The 21,384-nt window shown below is 70.1% G+C and carries 18 protein-coding genes; 4 read left to right on the top strand and 14 right to left on the bottom strand.

The genetic code is table 11. The features are described 5' to 3' along the window. The first annotated feature begins 253 nt into the window (after positions 1 to 253). Positions 254 to 1,486, top strand: coding sequence for a cytochrome P450 (locus tag AB0J02_RS21790; protein WP_363195376.1), 1,233 nt, complete (start codon positions 254 to 256; stop codon positions 1,484 to 1,486). A gap of 105 nt (positions 1,487 to 1,591) precedes the next feature. On the opposite strand, the gene AB0J02_RS21795 is transcribed toward AB0J02_RS21790, so the two are convergent. The 7 genes from AB0J02_RS21795 to AB0J02_RS21825 form a co-directional block, all read right to left on the bottom strand. Further along, on the bottom strand, positions 1,592 to 1,972 hold the full coding sequence (locus AB0J02_RS21795; RefSeq protein ID WP_363195377.1) for a hypothetical protein: 381 nt from the start codon (positions 1,970 to 1,972) through the stop codon (positions 1,592 to 1,594). Between the two features lie 16 nt (positions 1,973 to 1,988). After that, positions 1,989 to 3,221 (bottom strand): GNAT family N-acetyltransferase, encoded by a 1,233-nt coding sequence (locus tag AB0J02_RS21800; RefSeq protein WP_363195378.1) that lies wholly within the window; start codon positions 3,219 to 3,221, stop codon positions 1,989 to 1,991. Positions 3,222 to 3,302: 81 nt separating this feature from the next. Continuing rightward, entirely contained in the window at positions 3,303 to 4,403 is a 1,101-nt protein-coding gene (locus tag AB0J02_RS21805; protein WP_363195379.1) for a peptidase C39 family protein, read from the bottom strand. Positions 4,404 to 4,455: 52 nt separating this feature from the next. Beyond that, on the bottom strand, positions 4,456 to 6,555 hold the full coding sequence (locus AB0J02_RS21810) for an iron ABC transporter permease (RefSeq protein ID WP_363195380.1): 2,100 nt from the start codon (positions 6,553 to 6,555) through the stop codon (positions 4,456 to 4,458). A 32-nt stretch (positions 6,556 to 6,587) separates the two neighbouring features. Further along, complete coding sequence (locus AB0J02_RS21815) at positions 6,588 to 7,652, bottom strand: iron-siderophore ABC transporter substrate-binding protein (RefSeq protein WP_363195381.1); 1,065 nt, start codon at positions 7,650 to 7,652, stop codon at positions 6,588 to 6,590. Between the two features lie 123 nt (positions 7,653 to 7,775). Beyond that, a complete protein-coding gene (locus tag AB0J02_RS21820) occupies positions 7,776 to 8,639 on the bottom strand; it encodes an ABC transporter ATP-binding protein (RefSeq protein ID WP_363195382.1) in 864 nt (287 codons plus the stop codon). A gap of 165 nt (positions 8,640 to 8,804) precedes the next feature. Then, entirely contained in the window at positions 8,805 to 9,674 is an 870-nt protein-coding gene (locus AB0J02_RS21825) for an AraC family transcriptional regulator (protein ID WP_363195383.1), read from the bottom strand. A 137-nt stretch (positions 9,675 to 9,811) separates the two neighbouring features. Between AB0J02_RS21825 and AB0J02_RS21830 the strand changes: the two genes are divergently transcribed. Then, positions 9,812 to 10,192, top strand: a complete 381-nt coding sequence (locus AB0J02_RS21830; protein WP_363195384.1) for a hypothetical protein — start codon at positions 9,812 to 9,814, stop codon at positions 10,190 to 10,192. Between the two features lie 113 nt (positions 10,193 to 10,305). Here AB0J02_RS21830 and AB0J02_RS21835 read toward each other — a convergent pair whose 3' ends face one another. From AB0J02_RS21835 to AB0J02_RS21850, 4 genes are all read right to left on the bottom strand, one after another. Next, the gene (locus AB0J02_RS21835; protein ID WP_363195385.1) at positions 10,306 to 11,916 is read right to left on the bottom strand and encodes a Na+/H+ antiporter; all 1,611 of its coding nucleotides are present in this window, start codon (positions 11,914 to 11,916) and stop codon (positions 10,306 to 10,308) included. 156 nt (positions 11,917 to 12,072) lie between these two features. Beyond that, positions 12,073 to 12,684, bottom strand: a complete 612-nt coding sequence (locus AB0J02_RS21840; protein ID WP_363195386.1) for a hypothetical protein — start codon at positions 12,682 to 12,684, stop codon at positions 12,073 to 12,075. Positions 12,685 to 12,862: 178 nt separating this feature from the next. Then, entirely contained in the window at positions 12,863 to 13,471 is a 609-nt protein-coding gene (locus AB0J02_RS21845) for a class I SAM-dependent methyltransferase (RefSeq protein ID WP_363195387.1), read from the bottom strand. Between the two features lie 159 nt (positions 13,472 to 13,630). Further along, positions 13,631 to 14,158 carry a hypothetical protein gene (locus tag AB0J02_RS21850; RefSeq protein WP_363195388.1) on the bottom strand — a complete coding sequence of 176 codons (528 nt, stop codon included), beginning with the start codon at positions 14,156 to 14,158 and terminating at the stop codon, positions 13,631 to 13,633. A gap of 399 nt (positions 14,159 to 14,557) precedes the next feature. Between AB0J02_RS21850 and AB0J02_RS21855 the strand changes: the two genes are divergently transcribed. Both AB0J02_RS21855 and AB0J02_RS21860 read left to right on the top strand, forming a co-directional pair. Continuing rightward, positions 14,558 to 16,312, top strand: a complete 1,755-nt coding sequence (locus AB0J02_RS21855; protein WP_363195389.1) for a CotH kinase family protein — start codon at positions 14,558 to 14,560, stop codon at positions 16,310 to 16,312. Next, complete coding sequence (locus AB0J02_RS21860; protein WP_363195390.1) at positions 16,309 to 17,265, top strand: hypothetical protein; 957 nt, start codon at positions 16,309 to 16,311, stop codon at positions 17,263 to 17,265. The genes AB0J02_RS21855 and AB0J02_RS21860 overlap by 4 nt, the downstream gene beginning before the upstream one ends. Positions 17,266 to 17,421: 156 nt before the next feature. Here AB0J02_RS21860 and AB0J02_RS21865 read toward each other — a convergent pair whose 3' ends face one another. From AB0J02_RS21865 to AB0J02_RS21875, 3 genes are all read right to left on the bottom strand, one after another. After that, complete coding sequence (locus tag AB0J02_RS21865; RefSeq protein ID WP_363195391.1) at positions 17,422 to 18,177, bottom strand: alpha/beta fold hydrolase; 756 nt, start codon at positions 18,175 to 18,177, stop codon at positions 17,422 to 17,424. 538 nt (positions 18,178 to 18,715) lie between these two features. After that, the gene (locus tag AB0J02_RS21870) at positions 18,716 to 20,089 is read right to left on the bottom strand and encodes a tryptophanase (protein ID WP_363195392.1); all 1,374 of its coding nucleotides are present in this window, start codon (positions 20,087 to 20,089) and stop codon (positions 18,716 to 18,718) included. 71 nt (positions 20,090 to 20,160) lie between these two features. Continuing rightward, the gene (locus tag AB0J02_RS21875) at positions 20,161 to 21,333 is read right to left on the bottom strand and encodes a tryptophan dimethylallyltransferase family protein (RefSeq protein WP_363195393.1); all 1,173 of its coding nucleotides are present in this window, start codon (positions 21,331 to 21,333) and stop codon (positions 20,161 to 20,163) included. Positions 21,334 to 21,384: the final 51 nt, after the last annotated feature.

The raw sequence follows: 21,384 nt of genomic DNA on the forward strand, positions 1-21,384 counted from the left end.
GGGCAGATGTCCGCCCCGCCCGCGGCGCTGTGTCCGGGAGATCCGGCAGCGACACGAGCAAGACACGAGCAAGAACGGCATGCCTTCCACCCTCGTGTCACAACTACGGGCACTGAGCGGTCAGTTGCACGAGGCCGGCACACAGACCGTCGGCTCGCCCGTCGGACCACACCGACGCCCGGCCCCTTCCACCGAGCCCACACCCCGCGCCCCCTCCCGCCCTGCTGCCCGCCAGCCGTTGAAGGAGCCCTCCGTGCCCGACCAGCCGACCCTCGTCCTGGACCCCGAAGCCTCCGACCACCACGCCGAGCACCGGGCCCTGCGCAGCCGCGGCGCGGCCGCCAGGGTGGACATCCTCGGCCTGACCGTCTGGTCGGTCACCGACCCCGCCGTCCTGAAGCAACTGCTCACCAGCCCGCAGGTCTCCAAGGACGGCCGCGCCCACTGGCCGGCCTTCACCGATACCGTGTCCACCTGGCCCCTGGCGCTGTGGATCGCCGTGGAGAGCATGTTCACCGCCTACGGCGGCGACCACCGCAGACTGCGCCGGATGGTCGCTCCGGTCCTCGGCGCCCGCCGGATCCAGGACATGCGACCGACCGTGGAGACCATCGTCCACGCACTCCTCGACGACCTCGAATCCCGTCCTGCCGGGGAGAGCGTGGACCTGCGCGAACACTTCGCCTACCCCCTGCCGATCGCGGTGATCGGCCGGCTCCTGGGCGTCCCCGAAAGCCGGATCCAGGGCTTTCGCACCGTGGTCGACGGCGTCTTCGACACCACTCTCACCGCTGAACAGGCCGCCGCGAACACCGCCTCCCTGTACAAGGCCCTCGACGAGTTGATCGCGGCCAAACGCGCCGAACCCGCCGACGACATGACCTCGCTTCTCATCGCCGCCCGCGACGACGAAGGCGACGGCAGCGGCTTCACCGACAGCGAATTGCGCGACACGCTCCTCCTGATGATCAGCGCCGGCTACGAGACGACCGTCAACGTCATCGACCAGGCGGTCACCGCCCTGCTCACCGACCCCGAACAGCTCGGCCACCTCCGCGCCGGCCGCGCCGACTGGAGCGACGTCGTCGAGGAGACCCTGCGCCACGAACCCGCGATCAAGCACCTGCCCCTGCGTTACGCCCTCACCGACGTCGCCCTGCCCGACGGGCAGGTGATCAGCCGGGGCGAGGCGATCCTCGCCTCCTACGGCGCCGCCAACCGCCATCCCGGCTGGCACGGCCCGACCGCCGACCGCTTCGATGTCACCCGCCCCACGAAGGACCACCTCGCCTTCGGCCACGGCGTCCACTTCTGCCTGGGCGCACCCCTGGCACGCCTCGAAGTCGCCACCGCCCTGCGCCTGCTCCTCGACCGATTCCCCGACATCGAACTCGCCGTCCCCGCGGCAGAGTTGCGGCCCCTGCCCACCTTGATCAGCAACGGACACCTGACTCTGCCCGTGCGTCTGCGGCCGACACCCCGCTGAGCGGGCGACTTGCTGAACTACGCGCCGTAGCAGTGCAGTTCGAGCCTCCCGGGAGCCGCCCTCGCGCACTGCTCGTCAGTTCACGCGATGAACCCGCCACCGAGGTCAGCAGAAGTCGAGCGGGATGTCCTTGTCCACGCAGTACTTCATGACGTCCATCAGCTGGTGAGTGTCATCGATACGTCGCTGGAGGGCGGGATCTCCGGCGGCTTGTGACCGCTCCCTGACGATTGCTTCCAGTCGTGGCAGCATGGCCGCGCATTGAGCGGGTGCGATGTCGCCGCCGTCGTCCGGATGGTCGAGGAGCGGTGCCGGCGTGGTGGTGACGCTGTTCCAGGGCCGGCGTCCCGCGAAGCCGGCCATCTCGGCGAGGGCGAAACCCTCGGTCCGCGCCGGCCACTCCCTGAAAAGGTTGAACCCGTGGTGCGACCACGAGACATCCGGGCTGGTGACTTCGCCGTCCGCAGGGCAGAACACGAGCCCCATCCGGTCCGCCCTCCTCTCAGAACCAGTGCAGGCAGTGCGGGGCGCTGTCAGTGCGGAAAAGCGCGTCCGCGAGGGCGGTGGCGCCCGGATGGTGGGCCTGGATGTGTCCCGCGCGCACGAGCGTGCTCGGGGCGATGCCGCCCAGGTAGAGCGAGCTCAGGTCGCGCACGTCCAAGGACAGGTCGGGCTGCCGGTCCGTGGGGACGCAGTCGGCCTTGCCGTCGCGGACAGTCAGCAGGTGGCGGCCGTGCTCCCCGAGGAACGGGTCGTCGACGTCGAGGACGAGTTCACCGTCCTCGGACCAGCCGCGTGCTGTCAGGGCACGCGGAACATCGAGGAGACGCACCCACAGCCAGTCGGACTGTTCACCGACCTCGCCGGCGCGGAGGTCGGCGAGTTGCCAGCGCAGCGGGTGCTCGGGCGGGACGTGCCGGAACACGACCTGCGAGACCAGGTCGTGTCCGAGGACGAACCGGGCCAGGGCCGTGAAGACCGCGTCGTCGTCGGCGATGGTCTCGTCGACCGTCAAGGTGGTGGGCTCGCCGATGGAGTAGCTGGCGTACCCGTCCGCCGCGCCGTCGGCGTCCCGGTGGACGGCGACGTAGCGCGGCGCCGACGAGACCGGCGACTGCCCGGCTCCCAGGGCCCACCAGCGGTGCGGCCGGGACAGCGCGCCGGGCTGGGCACGCCGGTACCGGTCGTAGACCTCTTCGAGGAGCTCACCGCACTCGGCGCGCCGCAGTACCTCGACAGTCCCGCCGTCCGGGCCGGTCGCCTGCGCGTCGGCCGCCGTACGCGCCCGCGGGACCGCGAGGGCGGCGCGGTGGCGCGGCACCGTCAGCCGGGCGGTGAAGGTCGCCGGTCCGTAACCGAACCTGCCGTAGATCGAAGCCTCGGAGGCCAGCAGCACGGAGAGGAATTCGCCCCGGGCCCGCACCTCGGCGAGCTGCCGCCGCATCATCGCGCTGAGCACGCCACGTCGCCGGTGCGAGGGCACGACGCCGACGGAGCTCACCCCGGTGACCGGAACGAGGGTCCGGCCGGGCAAGGTGAGTTCGAAGGAGTACGCGGCGGCGGTGCCCATGGGCCGCCCGTCCGCTGCCAGGGCGAGCAGGCCGCGGTCCATTTCGAGCGCCGACCACCAGTGCCCGCCGCCCGCGACCGGGGTTTCCGGGAAGAGCCCGAATGCCGTGTGGACCGTGTCGACGAAGACGTCCAGGTCCTCATCGGTCGTGGGACGTATCTCCATCGCTGCAGCTCCTTCTCCAAGTACCGGAACACCGAATCATGGTGTCCCGCGCGACGCCGGGGGATGCCGGCGGCCATCGGACTACTCGCCGGCCGGATCGGTACCGGGCATGTCCCGCCGCCGCGGATCGCCGATGGTCACGGCTCCGCGGAAGTCCTCCGGCGAGATGACCGACATCGTGTCGAGCGACGGGTCGGGGACCGGCAGGAGATGGGCGTCGACCCAGGTGTCCCCGGTCGCCGCGTTGGCCCAGGGGTCCTCGATCACGACGGCGCCGGGTACGGTGCCGTGGCAGAGCACCCAGTGCGGCACCTCGAATCCCTGCATCCCGGCGAGCGAGAGCAGGAGCAGCACGTGCTCGCGCCGGCCGATCGCGTCCCGGATGGCGGTCAGGGAGAGGCGGCGCGGATCGACCGGGACGCGCTCACGTTCCGCGTCCGTGCGGGAGGCGCGCTGGAGCAGGGCACGCCACTCCTGGTCGTTCTCCGGGTAGTGGCCGAGCAGGACCGGCCGGTCCGTGTCGAGGTGGACCGTGACGGGGGAAGCCGGCCAGGCTCGGTGCAAGGCGACGCCCAGTCCGACGGGCTCGCACGCGAAGAAGTTGGTGGCGTCGCGCCACAGCCTCAACTCCGCCTCCCGGTCGAGCGCCTCCCATGGCAGCGTCCCGGCGTGTGCCTGCGCGACCAGGGCGGTGACGGCGCCGCAGGTGAAGTGCGTGGTCTGCCCGTAGTACGGAGGCTCGGTCACCACGCCGTCGCACAGCCAGCGGACGTAACCGGCATCGGGTCCGGCCGCTCCCTCCGACTGGGTGAGCGGAGGGCTCAGGGCGGTGAAGCCGGCTGCAGCGGCGTCCTCGGGGCTTGCCGTCCACCCTTCCCACTTGAGCTGCGCGAGCCCTCGGCGGCGGCCGTGGTCGACGACAGCGCTTACGGCCGCCGGTACGTCGCCGACGGCATCGACGATCTTCAGATAGGCCGTGTTCGGGCGTGCCGTGACGAGCGCGGCAGCGGTCCAGTCCTCGCCGCTGTCACCGGATACGGCCACGATGTGCGGGGCGTGGGCGGAGCGGTCGACCGCGCGCCAGCGCTCCCACACCTCGGGGTGTCCGAGCCGTATCAGCTGGGTCGGCAGGGCATCGGGCTCGTAAGGGACGACGATGCTTTGTGGCGTGTGGGGCGACATGCTGGTGCTCCTGGCGGGACGAAGGGGACGAGGGACGGGGGCCCGCCCGGGGTCATGCGCGGGACTTCCGGAGCACCCACACGAAGTACGGTGCGCCGACCAGGGCGATCATGAGGCCCGCCGGCACCTGGGCGGGGGCGACGAGCGTGCGGCCGAGGGCGTCCGCCACGCACACCAGCACTCCGCCGAGCAGCATCGAGACCGGGATCGCGCGACCGTGCCGGGACCCCACCAGGGAACGGGCGAGGTGCGGGGCGACGAGCCCCACGAACCCGACGACGCCGACGGCGATGACGCTGAGCGCCGCGAGTACCGCTGCGATCGCCAGGGCGGTGATGCGGGTGCGTTCCACCCTGACACCGACGATGCGCGGGGTGTCCTCGTCGACGGCGAGCAGGTCGAGCCGGCCCCGCATGAACAGCAGTACGGGAAGGGCGAGAGCCAGCGCCACCGCGACCGGGACGACGTCGCGGAACGTGCGCCCGTAGGTCGTGCCGGAGAGCCAGGTGAAGATCCGGGGCGTGTTGTACGGGTCGGCGCGCAGCAGGAGGAAGGTGGTGACGGCGCTGAGGCCGTACCCCATGCCGATGCCGATCAGTACGAAGCGGTCGGGCAGGAAGCCGCCGCGCCAGGACAGCACGGCGATCACCGCGAACGTGGCGAGCCCCGCGGCGACCGCGACCGTGACGAGCACGGGCCGTCCGCCGGACAGACCCGACGTGGCGACGGCCGCCGCGCCGAGTCCGGCACCCGCCGTGATGCCGAGCACCCCCGGCTCCGCCAGCGGATTGCGTACCGAGCCCTGCACGACGCAGCCGGCCAGTCCGAGCGCCGCGCCGGCGAGGATCGCGGCGGTCACGCGGGGCACCCGGTCGTCGAGCGCGGCGCCGATCAGGTCCGGGGCGGCGCCCTGGAGCCACAGCACGATGTCCCCCGTACGCAGCCAGAGGCTCCCCGCGAGGACCGCCACGAGAGCCGCCGCGACCAGCAGTGCCACCGCGCCGGACACGACGAGGAGGAAGGCGCGGCGCGAGCGTACGGCGACCCGCGCGCGCGGTGGTTGCCGGAGCTGACCCGTGTCACGCAGCCGCAGCGCGAGGACCACGATCACGACGGAGCCGAGCAGCGCGGTCGGCACGCCGGTGGGGATGGAGGCGGCCCCGTCGGCCCCCTGCACCGCACGCAGGGACGCGTCCGCGAGCAGGACGAGCAGCGCGCCGAGCAGCCCGGCGGCGGGCACCAGGAGAAGGTGCCGGCGCAACGCGCGGACCCGTCCCGCGATCAGGCGGGCCAGCACGGGGGCGCCGAGACCGACGAAGCCGATCGGGCCCGCGAGGGTCACCGCCGTACTGGTCAGGAGCACCGCGCAGAGCACGGCGGTCACGCGGGTGGTCCGGATGGGCACGCCGAGGGTGGACGCGGTGTCGTCCCCGAGGTTCATCACGTCAAGGCGTCGGGACAGCGCCAGCGCCACGCACAGCACCACGACGATGAGGGGGACGGCGCGGATCGACGCGTCGATGTTCAGCTGCGCGAGCGAGCCGCTCCCCCAGGCGAAGAGCCCGGTCGTGTTCTGGTTGAACAGGATGAGGAGCATCCCGGTCGCCGCGTCCAGGGCCATCGCCGTCGCCGATCCGGCGAGGATGAGGCGGGTGCCCGCGGTGCCGGCGGCCCGGCCCGCGAGGAGCAGCACGAGTGCCGCCGCGACGAGGCCGCCGGCGAAGGCGACGGCGCCCGACGCCCACAGCGGGACGGAGAGGCCGAAGGCGGCGACGAGCGTGAGGGTGAAGTAGGACCCGGCCGTGACCGCGAGGGTGTCCGGCGAGGCGAGCGTGTTGTGGGTGACGGACTGGAGCAGCGTGCCGGCGCAGCCCAGGGCGAAGCCCACCGCGACGCCCGCGAACAGTCTCGGCAGGCGCGAGCCGGTGAGGATCTCACCGACCGGCGCCCCGCCGGCGCTGTCGTGCTGACCGGCGAGATGGCGCACCAGGTCGCCGACGCCGACGCCAGACGTCCCCTGCGTCAGGTGCCACATGCCCACCAGGACGGTCGCGACGAGGAGGGTCCCGAGGACGGCCGCCCCGGCGCCGCCGCCACGCTCGGCGCGCGGCAGCGGTCCGCCTTCAGGTGCCGCTGTGCGGACCGTGTCCACTTCTTGTCGCGTGTCCGCTGCTTGTGGAGTGTTCACTTCTTGTCGAGTACGTCGACGTAGGCGTCGATCGCCTGCTCGGTGGAGCGCGGGCCGCCGGCGCCCCACACCCGCGCCGGGAACGCGTGGGCGCGGCCTTCCTTCACGGCGGGGAGCTTCTTCCAGATCGGGTTCTTGTCCAGTGCCGCGACGTACCCGCCGGCGCCCTCGTCGTTCGCGTAGAAGAGGTTGGCGTCGCCCACCGCGGTGAGTCCCTCGACGTCGGTCTGCGCGAGGCCGTAGGCGGCGTCCACGCCCCCGTCACCGTGCTTCGCGTTGACGTCCTTGGTCCACGCGGGGGTCATGCCGAGTTCCTTGCCCAGCTCGGTGAAGAGGGCGCCGTCGCTGTAGGGACGTACGGTGAGGTTGCCTCCCTCGAGCCATCCGTCGAAGAACAGGAAGTCCTTCGTGGGCAGGTCGGCGTCGGTGACCCGCTGCTTCGCCGTCGCGAGGTGCTGGTCGAACTCCTTGAGCACCTGGTCGGCACGCTCGGTGCGTCCCGTCGCCTGGCCGATCATGCTGAAGACCTTCTTCATGTTCCCGATCGGGTCCTTCGGGTCGGCCCCTCGCGTGGCCATCACGGGGACGCCTCTCTTCTCCAGCTTCTTGATCGTCTCGTCCTTGGCGTCGAAGGCCTCGACGACGATGAGATCGGGCTTGGCCGCGTAGAGGGTGTCGAGGTCGGGCTCCTCACGGGTACCGATGTCCGTCACGCCCTTGGGCAGCTTCTCCGCGCTGGTCCACGTGGTGTATCCCTTGGAGTCGGAGACGGCGGTGGGGGTGACGCACAGCGTCAGCGCGTCTTCGACCTGCTGCCATTCGAGGACCGCGATCCGCTTGGCGGGCTTGTCGAGCTTCACCTGGCGGCCGACGCCGTCCTTGAAGGAGACCGGCTTCGTCGAGGTGGTCGTGGTGTCCTGCGCGCAGCTCTTCGACGCGGGGGACGCGTCGGCGCTGCTGCCGGCCGTGGCCTTGTCGACGTCGGTCGTACCGCAGGCCGTTGCGGCGAGCAGGGCGATCCCGGTCGAGGCGGACGCCGCCAGGCGACGGGCACGGTTCATGAAGGGTCCTCTTTCTCAAGTTTTCTCAAGTGACGCGTTGGCGACACGTAGGTGATGCGTGGCGCTTGCACGGCGGCCGTTCGGAGCGGCGGATCTGGCGCTCAGGGAGGCGTGCCGCCGTGTTCAGGACAGGTGGCGTCCGAGCGGGTCGATGCGGAGACGGCCCGTCCGAGGATCGACCTCCACGTCGACGCGGATGTCGTAGACCTCGCCGATGTTCTCGGCGGTGAGGACATCGGCGGGTGTGCCGGCCGCGTACACGCGGCCGGCGCGCATGAGGACGAGCGTGTCCGCGACACGGGAGGCCTGGTCGAGGTCGTGCAGCACGATGCCGACCGCGATGCCGTGTTCCTCGACGAGATCCCGTACCAGGTCGAGCGTCTCGAACTGATACCGCAGGTCCAGGTGGTTGGTCGGCTCGTCCAGCAGCACGACGCCGGTGTCCTGGGCCAGGCAGGCCGCGAGCCAGACACGCTGCATCTCGCCGCCGGAGAGTTCTCCGACCTGCCGGCCGGCCATCTCCCGTACTCCGGTGACCCCCATGGCGTGGTCGACGGCTGTCCGGTCCTCGGCGGTCGGTCCGGCGAAGCCGCGCCGGTAGGGATGGCGTCCGAAAGCGACGACCTCCGCGACCGTCAGCCCTTGGGGAGCGGGCCTCGACTGGGAGAACAGCGTGACCTCACGCGCGAAGTGACGGGGGCTGAGCAGGGCCGCGTCACGGTCGGGCTGTCCGTCGGGGGCGCCGAGTGTCACCCGGCCGCCGTCCACCCGGTGCAGTCGGGAGAGGGCACGCAGCAGCGTGGACTTCCCGCTGCCGTTCGGTCCCACCAGGGCGGTCGCACGGCCGGGTTCCAGAGCGACCGAGACACCGTGGACGACCGGCTTGCCGCTGTAGCGCAGCACCAGGTCGTGCCCGTTGAGTGCGGCCGCCGGGGCGGCGGGGTCGACCACGGGCCTTCCGGCCTGCCGAAAGGGGCTTGTGAACATGAAGGCGTCCGGACAATCGGAGGGGCGAGGACTGCGGCGCCCTCCGTCCGGCCTGCACCGGCCGGGCCGCGCGCTCCCCCACGAACGGACAGGCCGTTCGCGGCGAGCACCAACTAAGGGTCACCTAACTCCGAGAAGGTTATATTCCGGTTGCCACGTCGACAATCAGGAGTTCTGGTCACGCGATACGGAATTCCGGACATCCCCCGATGTGCTGTCCGACGTGTCGAGGAACGCGCCCGGCGTGGTTCCCGTGACCCGCCGGAAGGCCGCGATGAAGGAGCTGGGCTGCGCGTAGCCGAGCACCTCGGAGATCGTCGTCACGTCGAAGCCCTCGGAGAGGAGCAGCAGCGCCCGGTGCACACGCAGCATCTGGCGCCACTGCGCGAAGGAGAGACCCGTCGCCTGCCGGAAGGCGCGTGTGATCGTGCGGTCGCTGGTCCCCAGCCGCCGCGCCCACTCCTCCAGCGAGCTGCAGTCGGAGGGGTCGTCCAGCAGGGCTTCGGCGATCGCGTCGATCCGGGAGTCGCCCGGCAACTGCAGCGCGAACTGACGCTCCGAGGGCTGGATCACATCGAAGACGACCGACTCGGCCCGCGCCCTGGCCTCCACATCAAGATCCGTACGGGACAGATGGGTCAGCAGCGACTCCAGCAACGGCGTCATGGCGATCGCCTTCGGTTCCTCGAACGCGAACGGCGTGCGATCAGGGGCGAAGAAGGCGTCGGAGAACTCCGCGCCCGCCGTCGCCCGGCCCGCGTGCACCACACCGGCGGGCATCCACAGCCCGTACCCCTCGACCACGGTGAGGACGCGGTCCCCGACACGGGACGTCAGCGTCCCCCCGCGCACCCAGACGAGCTCGTGCAGGGCATGCGAGTGCGGCGACCACTCCGTGGGAGCGCGGACTGTCCGGAACCCGGCGAGGATGGCACCCGCCGCCTGCACCGGGAGCGGCTCGGCCCGGCGCACCACGGTGCCCGCCTCGCGCCGCCACATCCCGGGGGTCGCCTCACTCCGGGACGATCGAACCATGCCGGGAAGTCTAGCCGGGCCGGTGCGCACCGGTGCCGGGGCCATGGCCCGCGCGGATACGGCGAGGGGCGTGCGACGCGCCGTCTGCCCTACGCCGAGGGGGCCCGGAACCGAGCGTCCGGCGGCAGAATGACCTCATGCCAAAGCTGCCGGTACGGTCGGCCCACAGTCCCTCCTCTGGTTCAGTGCTGTCGTTGTGGTCGCAGGACTCCGTGTTGTCGATCGGCTCAGTGGGTTCCGTGCTGTCCGTGGGGTCCGTCGGTTCGGCCCTGTCGGTCGGCTCGATCGGAAGTGCCCTGTCGGTCGGCTCGATCGGTTCTTCCCTGTCCCTCGTCTCGACCGGATCATGGCTGAGTACGGGGTCCTTGTTCTCGGCGCAGTCACGGTGGTCAGTGCTGTCCTGGCGCTCCTCTCGCGGCTTCCTGGCCGCGGGAGCGGCAGGGGCAGCGACCGGAGGCGTCCTGCTGCTGGCGCAGATGCTGCACAAGGCCGGGAGCGGCACGCAGCGCGGGCGCTGATCTTCGGCGTTTCGCGTGTGGCACGGCCACATGGCTCCCGAAAGGGGGCCGCTTCCGAACTGTGCCGAACACACCACCGCCCTCGCCGAGGTGCAGGGCGCCACGCCGAGGCCTCACTCCACCGGAACGTGCCCCAGCAAATGGAGTTCCTCGGTGTCCAGGCGGCCCTGGAGGCGGCGCAGCACCGTGTCGTCGATGTCGCCCGTGTCGCGCAGGCGCACGATCACGGTGCGGCGCTCGGCGAGGAGGGCGAGACTGAGGGCCGCGTGGTCGTCGGTGAGGCGCTGCGGGTGGGCGGCGAGTTCCTCGGGGTCGTCCGGGATCGACGCACAGCGCTGCGCCACGGTGTCCGCCTGCAACTGGTGGGCGCGCAGGATCGCCTCGCGCACGGCGGGCGCCGTCTCCAGGCGCGCGGCCAGTTCCGGCAGGGCCGCGAGGGCCGACTCGAACGCGGCCGACTCGGCGAGCCATTCCTCCCGGGCGACGGAGCGGTCGTGCGGGATCTTCGCCCAGCGCACCACCCACGGCAGGATCAGCGCCTGCGCCATCGTCACGACGATCACCACACCCGTGACGAAGACGATGAGCTGACGGGAGGGGAAAGCCTCACCATTGTCGAGGTGGGAGGGGATGCCGAGGGCCGCGGCAAGGGAGATCGACCCGCGGAAGCCGGACAGGGCGCTCACGGTCAGGCGCCGCTGCGAGTACGTCGTACCCGACGCACGGGCAGTGCCTCGGCGGGCGATCCGGAAGAAGGCGGCGACGCCGAAGTAGTAGGCGAAACGCACGGCGATGAGCGTGCCGGCCACCGCGAATCCGGTGCCGAGGGCACGGGGGATCTCGTCGTCGCCCATCGCGCGGACCGAGAAGTCGAGTTCGACGCCGATCAGAACGAACAGGGAGCCGTTGAGGAGATAGGTGGCGACCACCCAGAAGTTCTGCGCCTGGACCCTGACCTCGGCGCGTACGGTCCGCGGCCCGCTCTGACTGAGCATCAGCCCGCACACCACGACGGCGACCACACCCGAGGCGTCGACGTCCTCGGCGAGGAGGTAGGCGGAGAACGGGGCCAGCAGCATCAGTACCTGGCCGCGCAACGCGGCTGCCTCCGCCATCCGGACCCGCATCCACTGCACGACGGTCCCCGTGACGAAGCCGATCAGCGCACCGCCGCCGTAGCCGAGCACGAACAGCCACCCGACGTGCGGGACGGTGACGTGCTCCGTGCCGACGGTGACGCCGACGGCGATGCCGTAGACGACGAGCGCCGTACCGTCGTTGAGGAGGCTCTCGGCGCGCAGCAGTGTGATGTCCCGGCGGGGCAGGAGCCGCGCCACGACATTGACCGCTGTCGCGTCGGTCGGTGCGACGGCCGCGCCCAGCGCCCAGGCAGGCCCCCAGTCGATGCCGAGCGCGTGCGCGACACACGCCACCGAGGCCGCCGAGGCGATGACCAGCAGGGTGGCCGCCAGAGCGACATCGGTGAGGTGGCGACGGATCTCGCGCAGGGAGGTGTTGAGGCTTTCCCAGGCCAGGAGTGCGGGCAGGAAGAGCAGCAGCACCACCTCGGAGGGCAGTTCCACTTTGCTGAGTGCGGGGATCAGACCGATCAGCACGCCCATGACCATGAGGACCACGGGCGGTGCGATACGCAACCGGTCGCCCAGCGCGGAGCCGACCAGCACGGCGATCCCCAACAGCACGACAAGCTCGAGACCCAGCACGCGTTCCTCCCTGCGACCTCTTGGCAGCCTTCACTCTGCCGTGGGCTGCCGTGGAAGTGTGCCTCGGCATCCAGGTTTCGCGGCAACCGCCGCTTCGCATGCCGGGAGGTTCACGCGGACACGTCGACCTCGTCGCGCCTCACGTCGACGACCGGGTCAGTCGCTCTCTGTCGGCTCTTCGGCGTTGCGCCAGACCGTCACGTCGACAGTGACGTACCTGCTCGGGTCGTTGCTGCCCGACTTGCCGCGGTAGGTGACCACCGCGATGTGGCCGGCGTCGCTGCGGACGCAGATCTGCGATCCGGCCGAGAGCTGGTCGAGGTCGATCTGGTCGGTGTAGCGGGTCTCCGTGCGGCAGCTCTGCGGGGAGCCCTTCTGCGCGTTGTTGAGGAGGACCAACTTGCCGTTGTCGGTGCCGAGTCTCTGATCCCCGGTGACCATGCCGTCGTAGTAGTAGAGGTCACCGCCCATGTACATGGCCCCGGTGTCGCCACCGTCGAGCGGCTTGGGCGGGCTGTCGCCGAGCTTGAGGTAGTAGTCCTCGGTCAGGTCGATCCCCTTGTAGCTCGCGGGTTCGGGATCGGGACGCTTGGCGCCGCCCCCGCCCGTTCCACCCGCACCGCTGGAGCCGGAGGCCCCGGATTTGTCATCGCCCTTGTCCGTGTTCGGGAGCAGGGCACCGATGACCGCCAGCAGGGCGAGCGACCCGACCACGGCCCCGGCGACGATCAGCCCGGTCCTCTTCTTCGGCGGCGGGGCGGGGCGCACCCCACGGCCGGGGACCGGGCATGCCCGGCGCGTCCCCGGAAAGATACCGAAGTAGCGGACCGTTCCTGCTTACTCGGTCGCAACAGTCGCGCTACAGATCCTGTCCGCGTCCGCGTTCGTGGATCCGGCAGCCGTGGCTCCGCAAGCTCCCGTGCCGTCCCGGCATGCCGGGACAGGGTCAGGCGCGATGGACGCTGACGGCGTAGCCGCCGCCGTCGTCGTAGGGAGCGGCGTCCCACGTGGCGAAGCGGTCGACGAGGGTGAGGCCGGCCGCGGCGCAGCAGGCGTCGTACTCCGGCAGCGTGATGGTGGGCGGCACGGGCAGGTGGGCGGCGTCCAGGCCGAAGCCCGCGACCAGCAGGCCGCCCGGACGCAGGGCCGCGGCCAGGCGTTTGACCACGGTGGCCTCCGTGCCGGGGGTGAGCAGCGGCAGGACGTTACCGGCGGCCACCACGAGATCGAAGTCCGCGGCGATACCGACGAGGGCCGGATCGAACTCGGCGAGATCGACCTGAAAGAAGGGCAGTTGAGGCGCCTGCGCCCGCGCCACGTCCAGCATCGAGGCGTCCAGGTCGATCCCCACACAGTCGTACCCGAGCTCCGCCAGCCGGATCATGACCCGCCCGGTACCGCAGCCCGCGTCCAGCACACGGGCCCCGGCAGGCACCAGAGCCGCACAGAGCGCCGCCTCGCCGTGCACGTCCGTGCCACTGCGGGCCAGTGCCTCGAAGCGCGCGGCGTACTCGTCACCGGACGTCCCACCGGTCAATTCCTGCCAACGACTCATGAGATCGACTATAGGTCGCCGGGCCGACAGCCCTTGCGCCGTGAGCTGTCAAGATGAGCGGTCGACGGAGCCGCGCCGGCCGGCCCCGTTTCGCGGTCGCTGCGAACACACCACCCACAGCGACCGCGTGGCGCGTGAGGTTCAAATACGGATTCGGCTTCACACAAAAACAACGGCATTGTGTGGCTTCCTCTGACCGAGGTGGCCATGCCTGATCACCGCGCGGTGGACCGCGTCCGACACGGCGAACGCCATCCGGGCCGACGAAGCTGAGGCGAGGACGTCGCGCAGCGGCTGGGCGTCGACGATCCGGCAGGTGGTGTTGACCGCGTCGCCCGACCAGCCGTGCTCGTCGCTTGCTGCCAGACCCTGGTGCAATGCCATCCGCAGCCGGACCGCGTGATCCTCGTTGGCCTCCTGCAGGTATTCGCCGAGCCCTTCGTCGAGCTCGCGCACGAACGGCCCCGCGATCACCACGGGTGACACGGACGATCGGACGAGCACGAGCACGCAGTCGCCGCGATCCTCGGACACGACATCCGCCGCCGCGAGCCCGGCCCGCTCCATCGTGCCACCGAGAACGCGGTACATCGCGGCCCGGATTCGTCGCTGCACGGGGTCTCGGCGCGGACTGAAACTCTCGATGTCCAACGCGATGATCCAGTGGTGCTTGGCTTCCCCTGACATGTGCGGACCTCCCCCGTGCTCCCCGCAAAGGTGCTACCGCCCGATCGGCCCCACCAGTAGACGGCATGTGCAGAGACCGGTCCACGCCATTTGACGCCCTCGCGAGTGCGACCGGAAAAGCTCTGCGACAAGCGTTCGGAGCGAGGTTCGCACTGCTCCACTCCGGCCCTGCGCCTGCCGAGAATGTCGTCCACGCGGCACAGGAGCGACCCAGTCGGTGCCTGACCGTCACCAACCCGTCCGCCGCACTGCGATGTTCGCGCCGGCGCGGAAGCGAGCGCCGTTGTCCGTGACGAGGCGTTCGGTCCGGCGAGCCGCACGAGCGCCCGGCCGATTCTCGGTCTGGCGGTCATGTGGCGCCGAGCGTAGAGAGAAAGGTTCACCGAAGGGGAGGCCGTCGTGGACAGGACCATGAGCAAGGGCACGTTCCGGGACGCGTTCAAGAACCAGATCATCGCGGTGTCCGCGCTGCCGCCGGGCCCGGGTCGGCGCCTCGCCGAGCGGGCCAACGCGATGGCGGGGCCGGTCGACTCCGCGCTGCGGACGAAGGCCGAGTTCGGCACGGTGTACGACCTTCTGCTCGCCGAGCAAGGGGACAGGCCGGGCACCCCGGCGGACGGCGGTCTCGTATGTCTCGGTCCGGACGGGCAGCTCACCGCGATCGGACGGGTCGTGGAGGAACTCCTCAACGCCGCTGAGAGCAAAACTGAGTTCTTCGCCCAGGACATGTATCGGGTCGCGGTCACCGGGTGGCCGCCCGGCGTCCTGACGGCCGACAAGGTGATGGAGGCGCCGCCGGGCGCCCGGCTGACCCTGGCGAGGAGCGGCGCCGCCGCGGACGACACACTGCTCGCGACACCGTCGTTCTCCATGGTCAACAGCGGCAATATGACGGCACACGCTCCCAAGCGCTCCTGGAAAATCGACTTCGAGGTCGGCGCGAGCGAGGACCGGCTCTACGGCATGGAGCGGATCAACCTCAAGGCGATGTACAACGACCCGTCGCAGACGCGCGAGGCCGTCGCCTGGCGGCTCCTCGAGCGCGCAGGCATCCCGGCGGCCCAGCACACGTACGCGACGTTCTCGATCAACGACCGCTACATGGGGCTGTTCTCGGTCATCGAGCAGGTCGACAAGAAGTTCCTCAAGGACCACTTCGGCAAGAACGCCGAGGGCAACCTCTACAAGGCCTACTGCGGCGACGTCGGCTGCGCGACGCTGGAGCACCGGCCCGGCACGGACGGCACCGACAGCGGCCGGCAGTACTTCACCGCGGGCAGCCTGGACGACGACCGCACGTACCGCCTGAAGACGAACGAGGACGTGCCGGCCGCCAGCACCTACGACGACCTCGCCGCTCTCATCCGCGCCATCAACGGTGTGCAACTGCCGGGCGACCAGACCAAGTTCACGACCGACGCCTTCCGCGACGCGGTCGAGCGGATCCTGAACGTGCCGGCGTTCCTGCGCTGGGCCGGCGCCAATGTCCTCCTGGGCAGCTGGGACAACTACTTCGCCACGCCGTCGAACTACTACCTCTACAACTCGGGCCGGCTCGGCGACCCGACGGGGTTCATGGCCCGCCCGTACTTCACGTTCGTCCCCTGGGACTACGACAACAGCTCGGGCATCGACTTCTTCTCGACCCAGTGGCAGTACACCGACCTGCTCGACTGGCCCGCGATGACCCGCAACTACTGCCGGATCACGCACGCCCCGCACGAGGTGTCACAGCTACCGCTCTTCACCAATCTGCTGCGCCACCACGACTTCTGCCAGTACTACCTCGACCACCTGGAGTACCTCCTGGACACGGAGTTCGGGCCCGAGCAGGTCGCAGCGCTGCTCGGCTCGGAGGGCTCCGGGCGGAGTGACGGTCTGTGGCAGCTCGTCTCGTCCGCCGCGTACGGCGAGTCGACCAGCCCGCACGGACAGCCCTTCACAGGACGGCAGTTCACCAACGACGAGGTGTACCGCGCCGGGTACCGGCAGTGGGAACTGAGCCGGGGCTCACAGTTCACCTACGGGATCTTCCACTACACGCGCATGCGTTACGACCACGCACGTCAGCAGCTCGCCGAGCTGCGCAAGACCTATCCCAACGGAGCCAGCGGGGCGACGTTCCCAGGCGCGACGGAGGTACTGCCCTCATGACCGCGACCAAGAAGCCGGGGAGGGCCGGGACCCGGACCGACCCCAAGGTGGAGAAGGCGCGCGAGCTGCGCCTGGTCAAGGAAACGAAGATCCAGGATCTGATCGGCGACGGCGCCGGCACCCGCCTGGAGGCGAGCGGTGTCCTCTACCGCGACGGAGCCTTCCTGATCGTCTGCGACAACCTGCCCTCCCTCATCCGGGTCAGCAGCGAACTGTCCCCCAAGGCACCGGAGAACGGTGTCATCAACGCCAACTTGGCCAAGAAACAGGGCAGTTCGGCCTCGAACGAGGGGTACGAGGACATCGCCCACGACGAGCGGCGGGACCACTACTACACGCTGAGCGAGGCCGAACCGGTCAAGCCCAAGGGTTTCCGTGCCCACGTCCAGGAGTACGACGCGAAGCTGCGCCCGGTCGGATCCACCGTGCCCCTCGACTTCGACCTTGCGGACCCCAACAAGGGTATGGAGGGCCTGGAGTGGGTCGAGCGCTCCGGCACGGGATACCTCCTCGCCCTGTGCGAGGGAAACCGGTGCGCGGGCGGCAAGAAGGGCAGGAAGCCGGGCGGCGGCCGCATCCAGGTCTTCCGGCGCGGCGGCAAGCGCTGGATCAACACGTCCACGATCCGGCTGCCCGCATCGCTGCCCTTCGAGGACTACGCCAGCGTGTCCGTGCGCGACGGACGCATCGCCGTCCTGTCGCAGGCCTCGTCCGCACTCTGGGTGAGCCGCATCGACACCAAGAAGTGGCAGGTCGACGAAGGCACGGTCCACCGTCTGCCCACCGACAGCAAGGGCCGTACCGTCTACGGCAATCCGGAGGGCGTGTCCTGGGTCTCCGCCGACCACGTGGTGATCGTGTCCGACCGGGCGAAGAAGGGCGCGGGGAACCAGCGGCTCCGCGAGAAGGACCAGTCGATCCACCTGTTCCTGATCCCGGGCAACAACCACTGAACCACTCAGCGGACCATGTGGTGACCTGAGCCGGCCCGCCGACCGTGACGCCCAGGGAGAGTGGACGTCGCTGACGCGCCCCGTCCCCGGCAGTCGCGTCGCACTGCCGGGGACGGGGCCGCCTCATGACGAGCCGGGTTGTTCAGTAGACGACGGTCAGGAAGCGACGAAGCGGGCGATCTGCCCGAGTACGACGGTGTCCGTCAGGTACCCGATGTGGGTCTGGCAGACCACGTTGTTGTTGGTCGCGCCGTCGAGCCGGGTGCTCGTGTAGGGAATGATGATGCCGTCGCACGCCGAGTACCAGGTGGCGTACTTGGTGGTACCGGGCGTCTCGTCACCGGAGGAGATCTGGGAGATGAACGAGGAGCCCGGGTACATCTGCTGGCAGGTCGTGTAGATCAGACAGGCACTGGCGTAGGTGGTGCCGTGGTTGGCGCCCGCGATCGAGGCGAGGTGGCTGACGCTGCTGTTGCCGCCCAGCACCTTCAGGTAGTACTGGCTGACCAGCCCGCCCATCGAGTGGTTGACGATCGCGACCTTGCTCGCGCCGGTCCGTGCCTTCACGGTGTTGACGTAGGTGGCGAGGCCCTGGGCGTTGGTGATGTTGTTGCCGTACGAGTTGTACTCGTAGGCGAAGAGGTTGGAGCTGGACCAGCCGTTGGCGCGGAAGACGCTCATGGCGGTGACCCAGTTGGAGGCGTTGCCGGTGTAGCCGTGGACGAAGACGACCGGCGTACTGGTGGACAACGGCTGCACGGCGGCGGACTGCTTGGTGGTGGCCTGCGCGACCGTGGCCGTGGCGTCGGCGGCGCCTGCCGTCGAGGCCGAGGAGAAGAAGGTGAGCGCGACGGCGGTGGCCGCGAGCACGCCGAACAACCGGCGCGGGGAACGACGAGGTGTGGAGCCCATGGAGCCCTCCTGACGGGGGTGCGGGTACCTGGTCCGACCAGAGTCGGGGGACCGGGCCCGGGCGCCATCGGCTAAATCACCAGTCCAAGCGGCGAATTGGGACGCACAGACGGTGTCCCCTTCGCTCCGTGAGCCCCGCACCGGCCTTCCCGGCCGTCCCGCGGCCGGTCGTGCCACGGTCCGCGACCCGGGTCATGAGTGCCGGCGCTGCGGGCTGCCGCACGGCCGAAACCGCGGACTCGGCCAGCGCCTTCCAGATCCTGCGCCGACTCCGGTTACTGGTCCGGCCCGGCACCGTGCTGCGCCGGCACCTGGTGCACCAGCGAAACGATCACCCGGCCAGGGTTCCAGCAGGCAGTGCCGGCGCACCGGACCGCCTGCGCCTCCGAGCAGCTGCGATGAGTCTTCGAATGGCACCTGCGCGACGTGCCGGCCACATACGAAACACACTTCAACGCCCCAGCAGGTCGCGTAGGGCGCCCGAGTCTGAGCCGTGTGCGATGCGATGGGCCGGCTGACGCCGTGGCGCGATGGCAGATCAGTTGCTGGGCTGCACAGGCTCCAGCTTGATGCTGAAGTGCCGGAGAATCGGTGACTGGCCCACGACGCGATAGCCGTGCACCGATTCGGGGTTCTTGGCTATGTCCGCCAGGGTCTGGGCGACGTGGTCGTAGTGGCTGCGGGTGTAGACGCGGCGGGGAAGCGCCAGTCGCACGAGTTCGTAGGGCGCGGTCTTGACGGGGTTGCCCTGCTCGTCCTCTTCGCCGAGGTACAGCGAGCCCAGCTCTGCCGAGCGGATGCCTCCGCGCAGGTAGAGCTCGCAGACCAGCGCGGTGCCGGGGTACTGATGCGGTGGGATGTGGGGCAGAAGCCGCCCGGCGTTGACGTAGAGGGCGTGCAGGCCGGCCGGCTCCACTATGTCGACCCCGGCTTCGCGGATGCGTGCGGCGAGGTAGCCGGCTATGTCGGCGCGTTCCGCGAGGTATGCCGGTTCGGTGACTTCGAGGAGCCCGCGGGCCATCATGTCGAGGTCACGGCCGGCCAGGCCGCCGTAGGTGGTGAACCCTTCGGTGGCGATGAGCAGGCCCTGGCACCGCTCGGCGAGTTCGGGGTCCTTCAGACCGATGAAGCCGCCGATGTGTACGATGCCGTCCTTTTTCGCGCTCACGACGCAGCCGTCCGCGAGGCGGAAGGCTTCCTCGGCGACCTGGCGGGGGGTGCGGTTCTCGTAGCCGGGTTCGCGTTGGGTCACCAGCCAGGCGTTCTCCGCGAAGCGTGCGGCGTCCAGGATCAGGGGCACGTCGTAGCGGCGGCACAGCGCGGCGGTCTGGTGCAGGTTCTCCATGCTGACCGGCTGACCACCGCCACCGTTGTTGGTGATGGTCATCAGCACGGCCGCCACGGGCGCCTGGTCTGCGTTCTCCAGTCCGTGCTCAAGGGCGACCAGGTCGATGTTGCCCTTGAAGGGATAGTCGCTGTCGAGGTCCTTCGCCTCGGCGCAGGGCAGGTCGTACGCCTGGCAGCCGGACAGTTCGACGTTGGCGCGGGTGGTGTCGAAGTGCGTGTTGGAGAGCACACTCGTGCCGGGCTTGAGCAGCGAGGCGAACAGGATGCGCTCGGCGGCCCTTCCCTGGTGTGCCGGCAGGATGTGGGGGTAGCCGGTGAGTTCGGAGACGACCTCGTGCCAACGGTAGAACGAGCGGCTGCCGGCGTAGGACTCGTCGCCGTTCATGCCCGCGGCCAGCTGTTCCGCGGAGATGGCGCCGGTCCCCGAGTCGCTCAGCAGGTCGATGGTGACTTCGTCGGCACGCAGGTCGAAGGGGTTGTAGGCGACCCGCTTCAGCGCGTTCTCGCGCTCCGCCCGGGTGGTGAACGCGATGGGTTCTACGACTTTGATGCGGTACGGCTCCACGTGGCTTCCTTCTGTGTGTCATGGGGGGGGTGACGTGAGAGTGGCGTGGCCGATGGCCTTGTGCCCGGGTTTCAGGACGCGCTGAGTTCGTCTTGCAGGTACTGAAGTTCGTCCTGCGCGTACTGCTCCTGCGGCGGCCGGACGGCGTAGGCCTCGGAGGAGAGATAGGCGGTGATCCGGGGCTGCCGATTTCGCTCGTACACGAGAGCGAGGTAGGCGATCAGCCCGGCCCCGTCGCCGAGTTGCCGCCGGGTGAGGGCGCGCAGGCCCCGGCCCAGGGCCGAGGGGTCCATGCCGAACCGGGTCAGCAGGGCCGTGGCCCGGGCGAAGGCCTCCTCGTCGTCGCGGACGTAGTCGCGTACGGGGATGTGGAGGGTGAAGCCGCTCGGGTCGGCGTCTCCTTCGGTGAAGGAATGACAGGTGAGCGCGGGCCGCCTGAGAAGCCGCAGCGTGTCCTCGGTATCCCCCTCGGGCTGCAGAAACGATCCTGCAGCTGCGTGGAAGAAGTACCTGACGTCGGCTTCCACGGACCCGGAGGTACCACTCAGCGCACAGGCGTCGTCGGCCGACATGCGCGGGTGGCTCACATAGACCTTGACGCGAGGCGTCTTCCAGGTGCCCAGGTCCAGAGCGACGAACGGATACCCCGCCCCAGGTGGAAGCTTCGCGAAGCCCTTGTCGTAGCCGAGCCGGCGCAACGCCTCCCGCACGGTCCGTGCGGCGTGCTCGGGTCCGGCGGCGGAGGGATTCAGATAGACCTTGACCCCGGGTACTCCCCCGGCGCGCAGGTCGAGTGCGTACCACAGGGCCAGCGGCCCCTCGGCCGACGCGGGGAAGAACAGGTCCTCCAGTGCGTCGAGTTGGTCGGTGGCGAAGTCCCAGCGGGCAGCCATCGCGCGGATGGCCTCGAGCCCGGCGCGAGCGCTGTCGGCCATATTGCTGTGGCCGTACCCGGGCTCCACCAGCACCCGCAGCACCGGAGCGGCGTCCGCCGTGCAGGCCAGGGAGAACTCGACCGGTGTGTGGTCATCGGAGATGAAGCTGGGGGAAGCCGGCGGCAGGGACAACGGTCGCCGGGCGGCGCCCGAGAGCGAGTCGAGCAGGACCTGTCCGTACAGTGCGGTGTCCGCCTCGCTCAGCCCCACCGTGGCGCCGAAGCGCCGCAGTTGACCGAGAACGTGGTCGCCGAGCGTTGTCTCTCCGGAGCCGGCTGTCGGTATGCCGGTCTCCGGCTGCGGGATCATCGTGTCCCTCGCGCTTCGAGGTGCTGGGAGCGTTCGTAGAGCGCGGGGGCA

Source organism: Streptomyces sp. NPDC050264, from assembly GCF_040655895.1.
Classification (GTDB): Bacteria; Actinomycetota; Actinomycetes; order Streptomycetales; family Streptomycetaceae; genus Streptomyces.

Coding starts and splice junctions, on each gene's coding strand:
- AB0J02_RS21860 (WP_363195390.1), top strand. CDS start 16,309: ATGACCGCGACCAAGAAGCCGGGGAGGGCCGGGACCCGGACCGACCCC.
- AB0J02_RS21795 (WP_363195377.1), bottom strand. CDS start 1,972: ATGGGGCTCGTGTTCTGCCCTGCGGACGGCGAAGTCACCAGCCCGGAT.
- AB0J02_RS21800 (WP_363195378.1), bottom strand. CDS start 3,221: ATGGAGATACGTCCCACGACCGATGAGGACCTGGACGTCTTCGTCGAC.
- AB0J02_RS21825 (WP_363195383.1), bottom strand. CDS start 9,674: ATGGTTCGATCGTCCCGGAGTGAGGCGACCCCCGGGATGTGGCGGCGC.
- AB0J02_RS21820 (WP_363195382.1), bottom strand. CDS start 8,639: ATGTTCACAAGCCCCTTTCGGCAGGCCGGAAGGCCCGTGGTCGACCCC.
- AB0J02_RS21830 (WP_363195384.1), top strand. CDS start 9,812: ATGCCAAAGCTGCCGGTACGGTCGGCCCACAGTCCCTCCTCTGGTTCA.
- AB0J02_RS21850 (WP_363195388.1), bottom strand. CDS start 14,158: ATGTCAGGGGAAGCCAAGCACCACTGGATCATCGCGTTGGACATCGAG.
- AB0J02_RS21875 (WP_363195393.1), bottom strand. CDS start 21,333: ATGATCCCGCAGCCGGAGACCGGCATACCGACAGCCGGCTCCGGAGAG.
- AB0J02_RS21865 (WP_363195391.1), bottom strand. CDS start 18,177: ATGGGCTCCACACCTCGTCGTTCCCCGCGCCGGTTGTTCGGCGTGCTC.
- AB0J02_RS21845 (WP_363195387.1), bottom strand. CDS start 13,471: ATGAGTCGTTGGCAGGAATTGACCGGTGGGACGTCCGGTGACGAGTAC.
- AB0J02_RS21805 (WP_363195379.1), bottom strand. CDS start 4,403: ATGTCGCCCCACACGCCACAAAGCATCGTCGTCCCTTACGAGCCCGAT.
- AB0J02_RS21815 (WP_363195381.1), bottom strand. CDS start 7,652: ATGAACCGTGCCCGTCGCCTGGCGGCGTCCGCCTCGACCGGGATCGCC.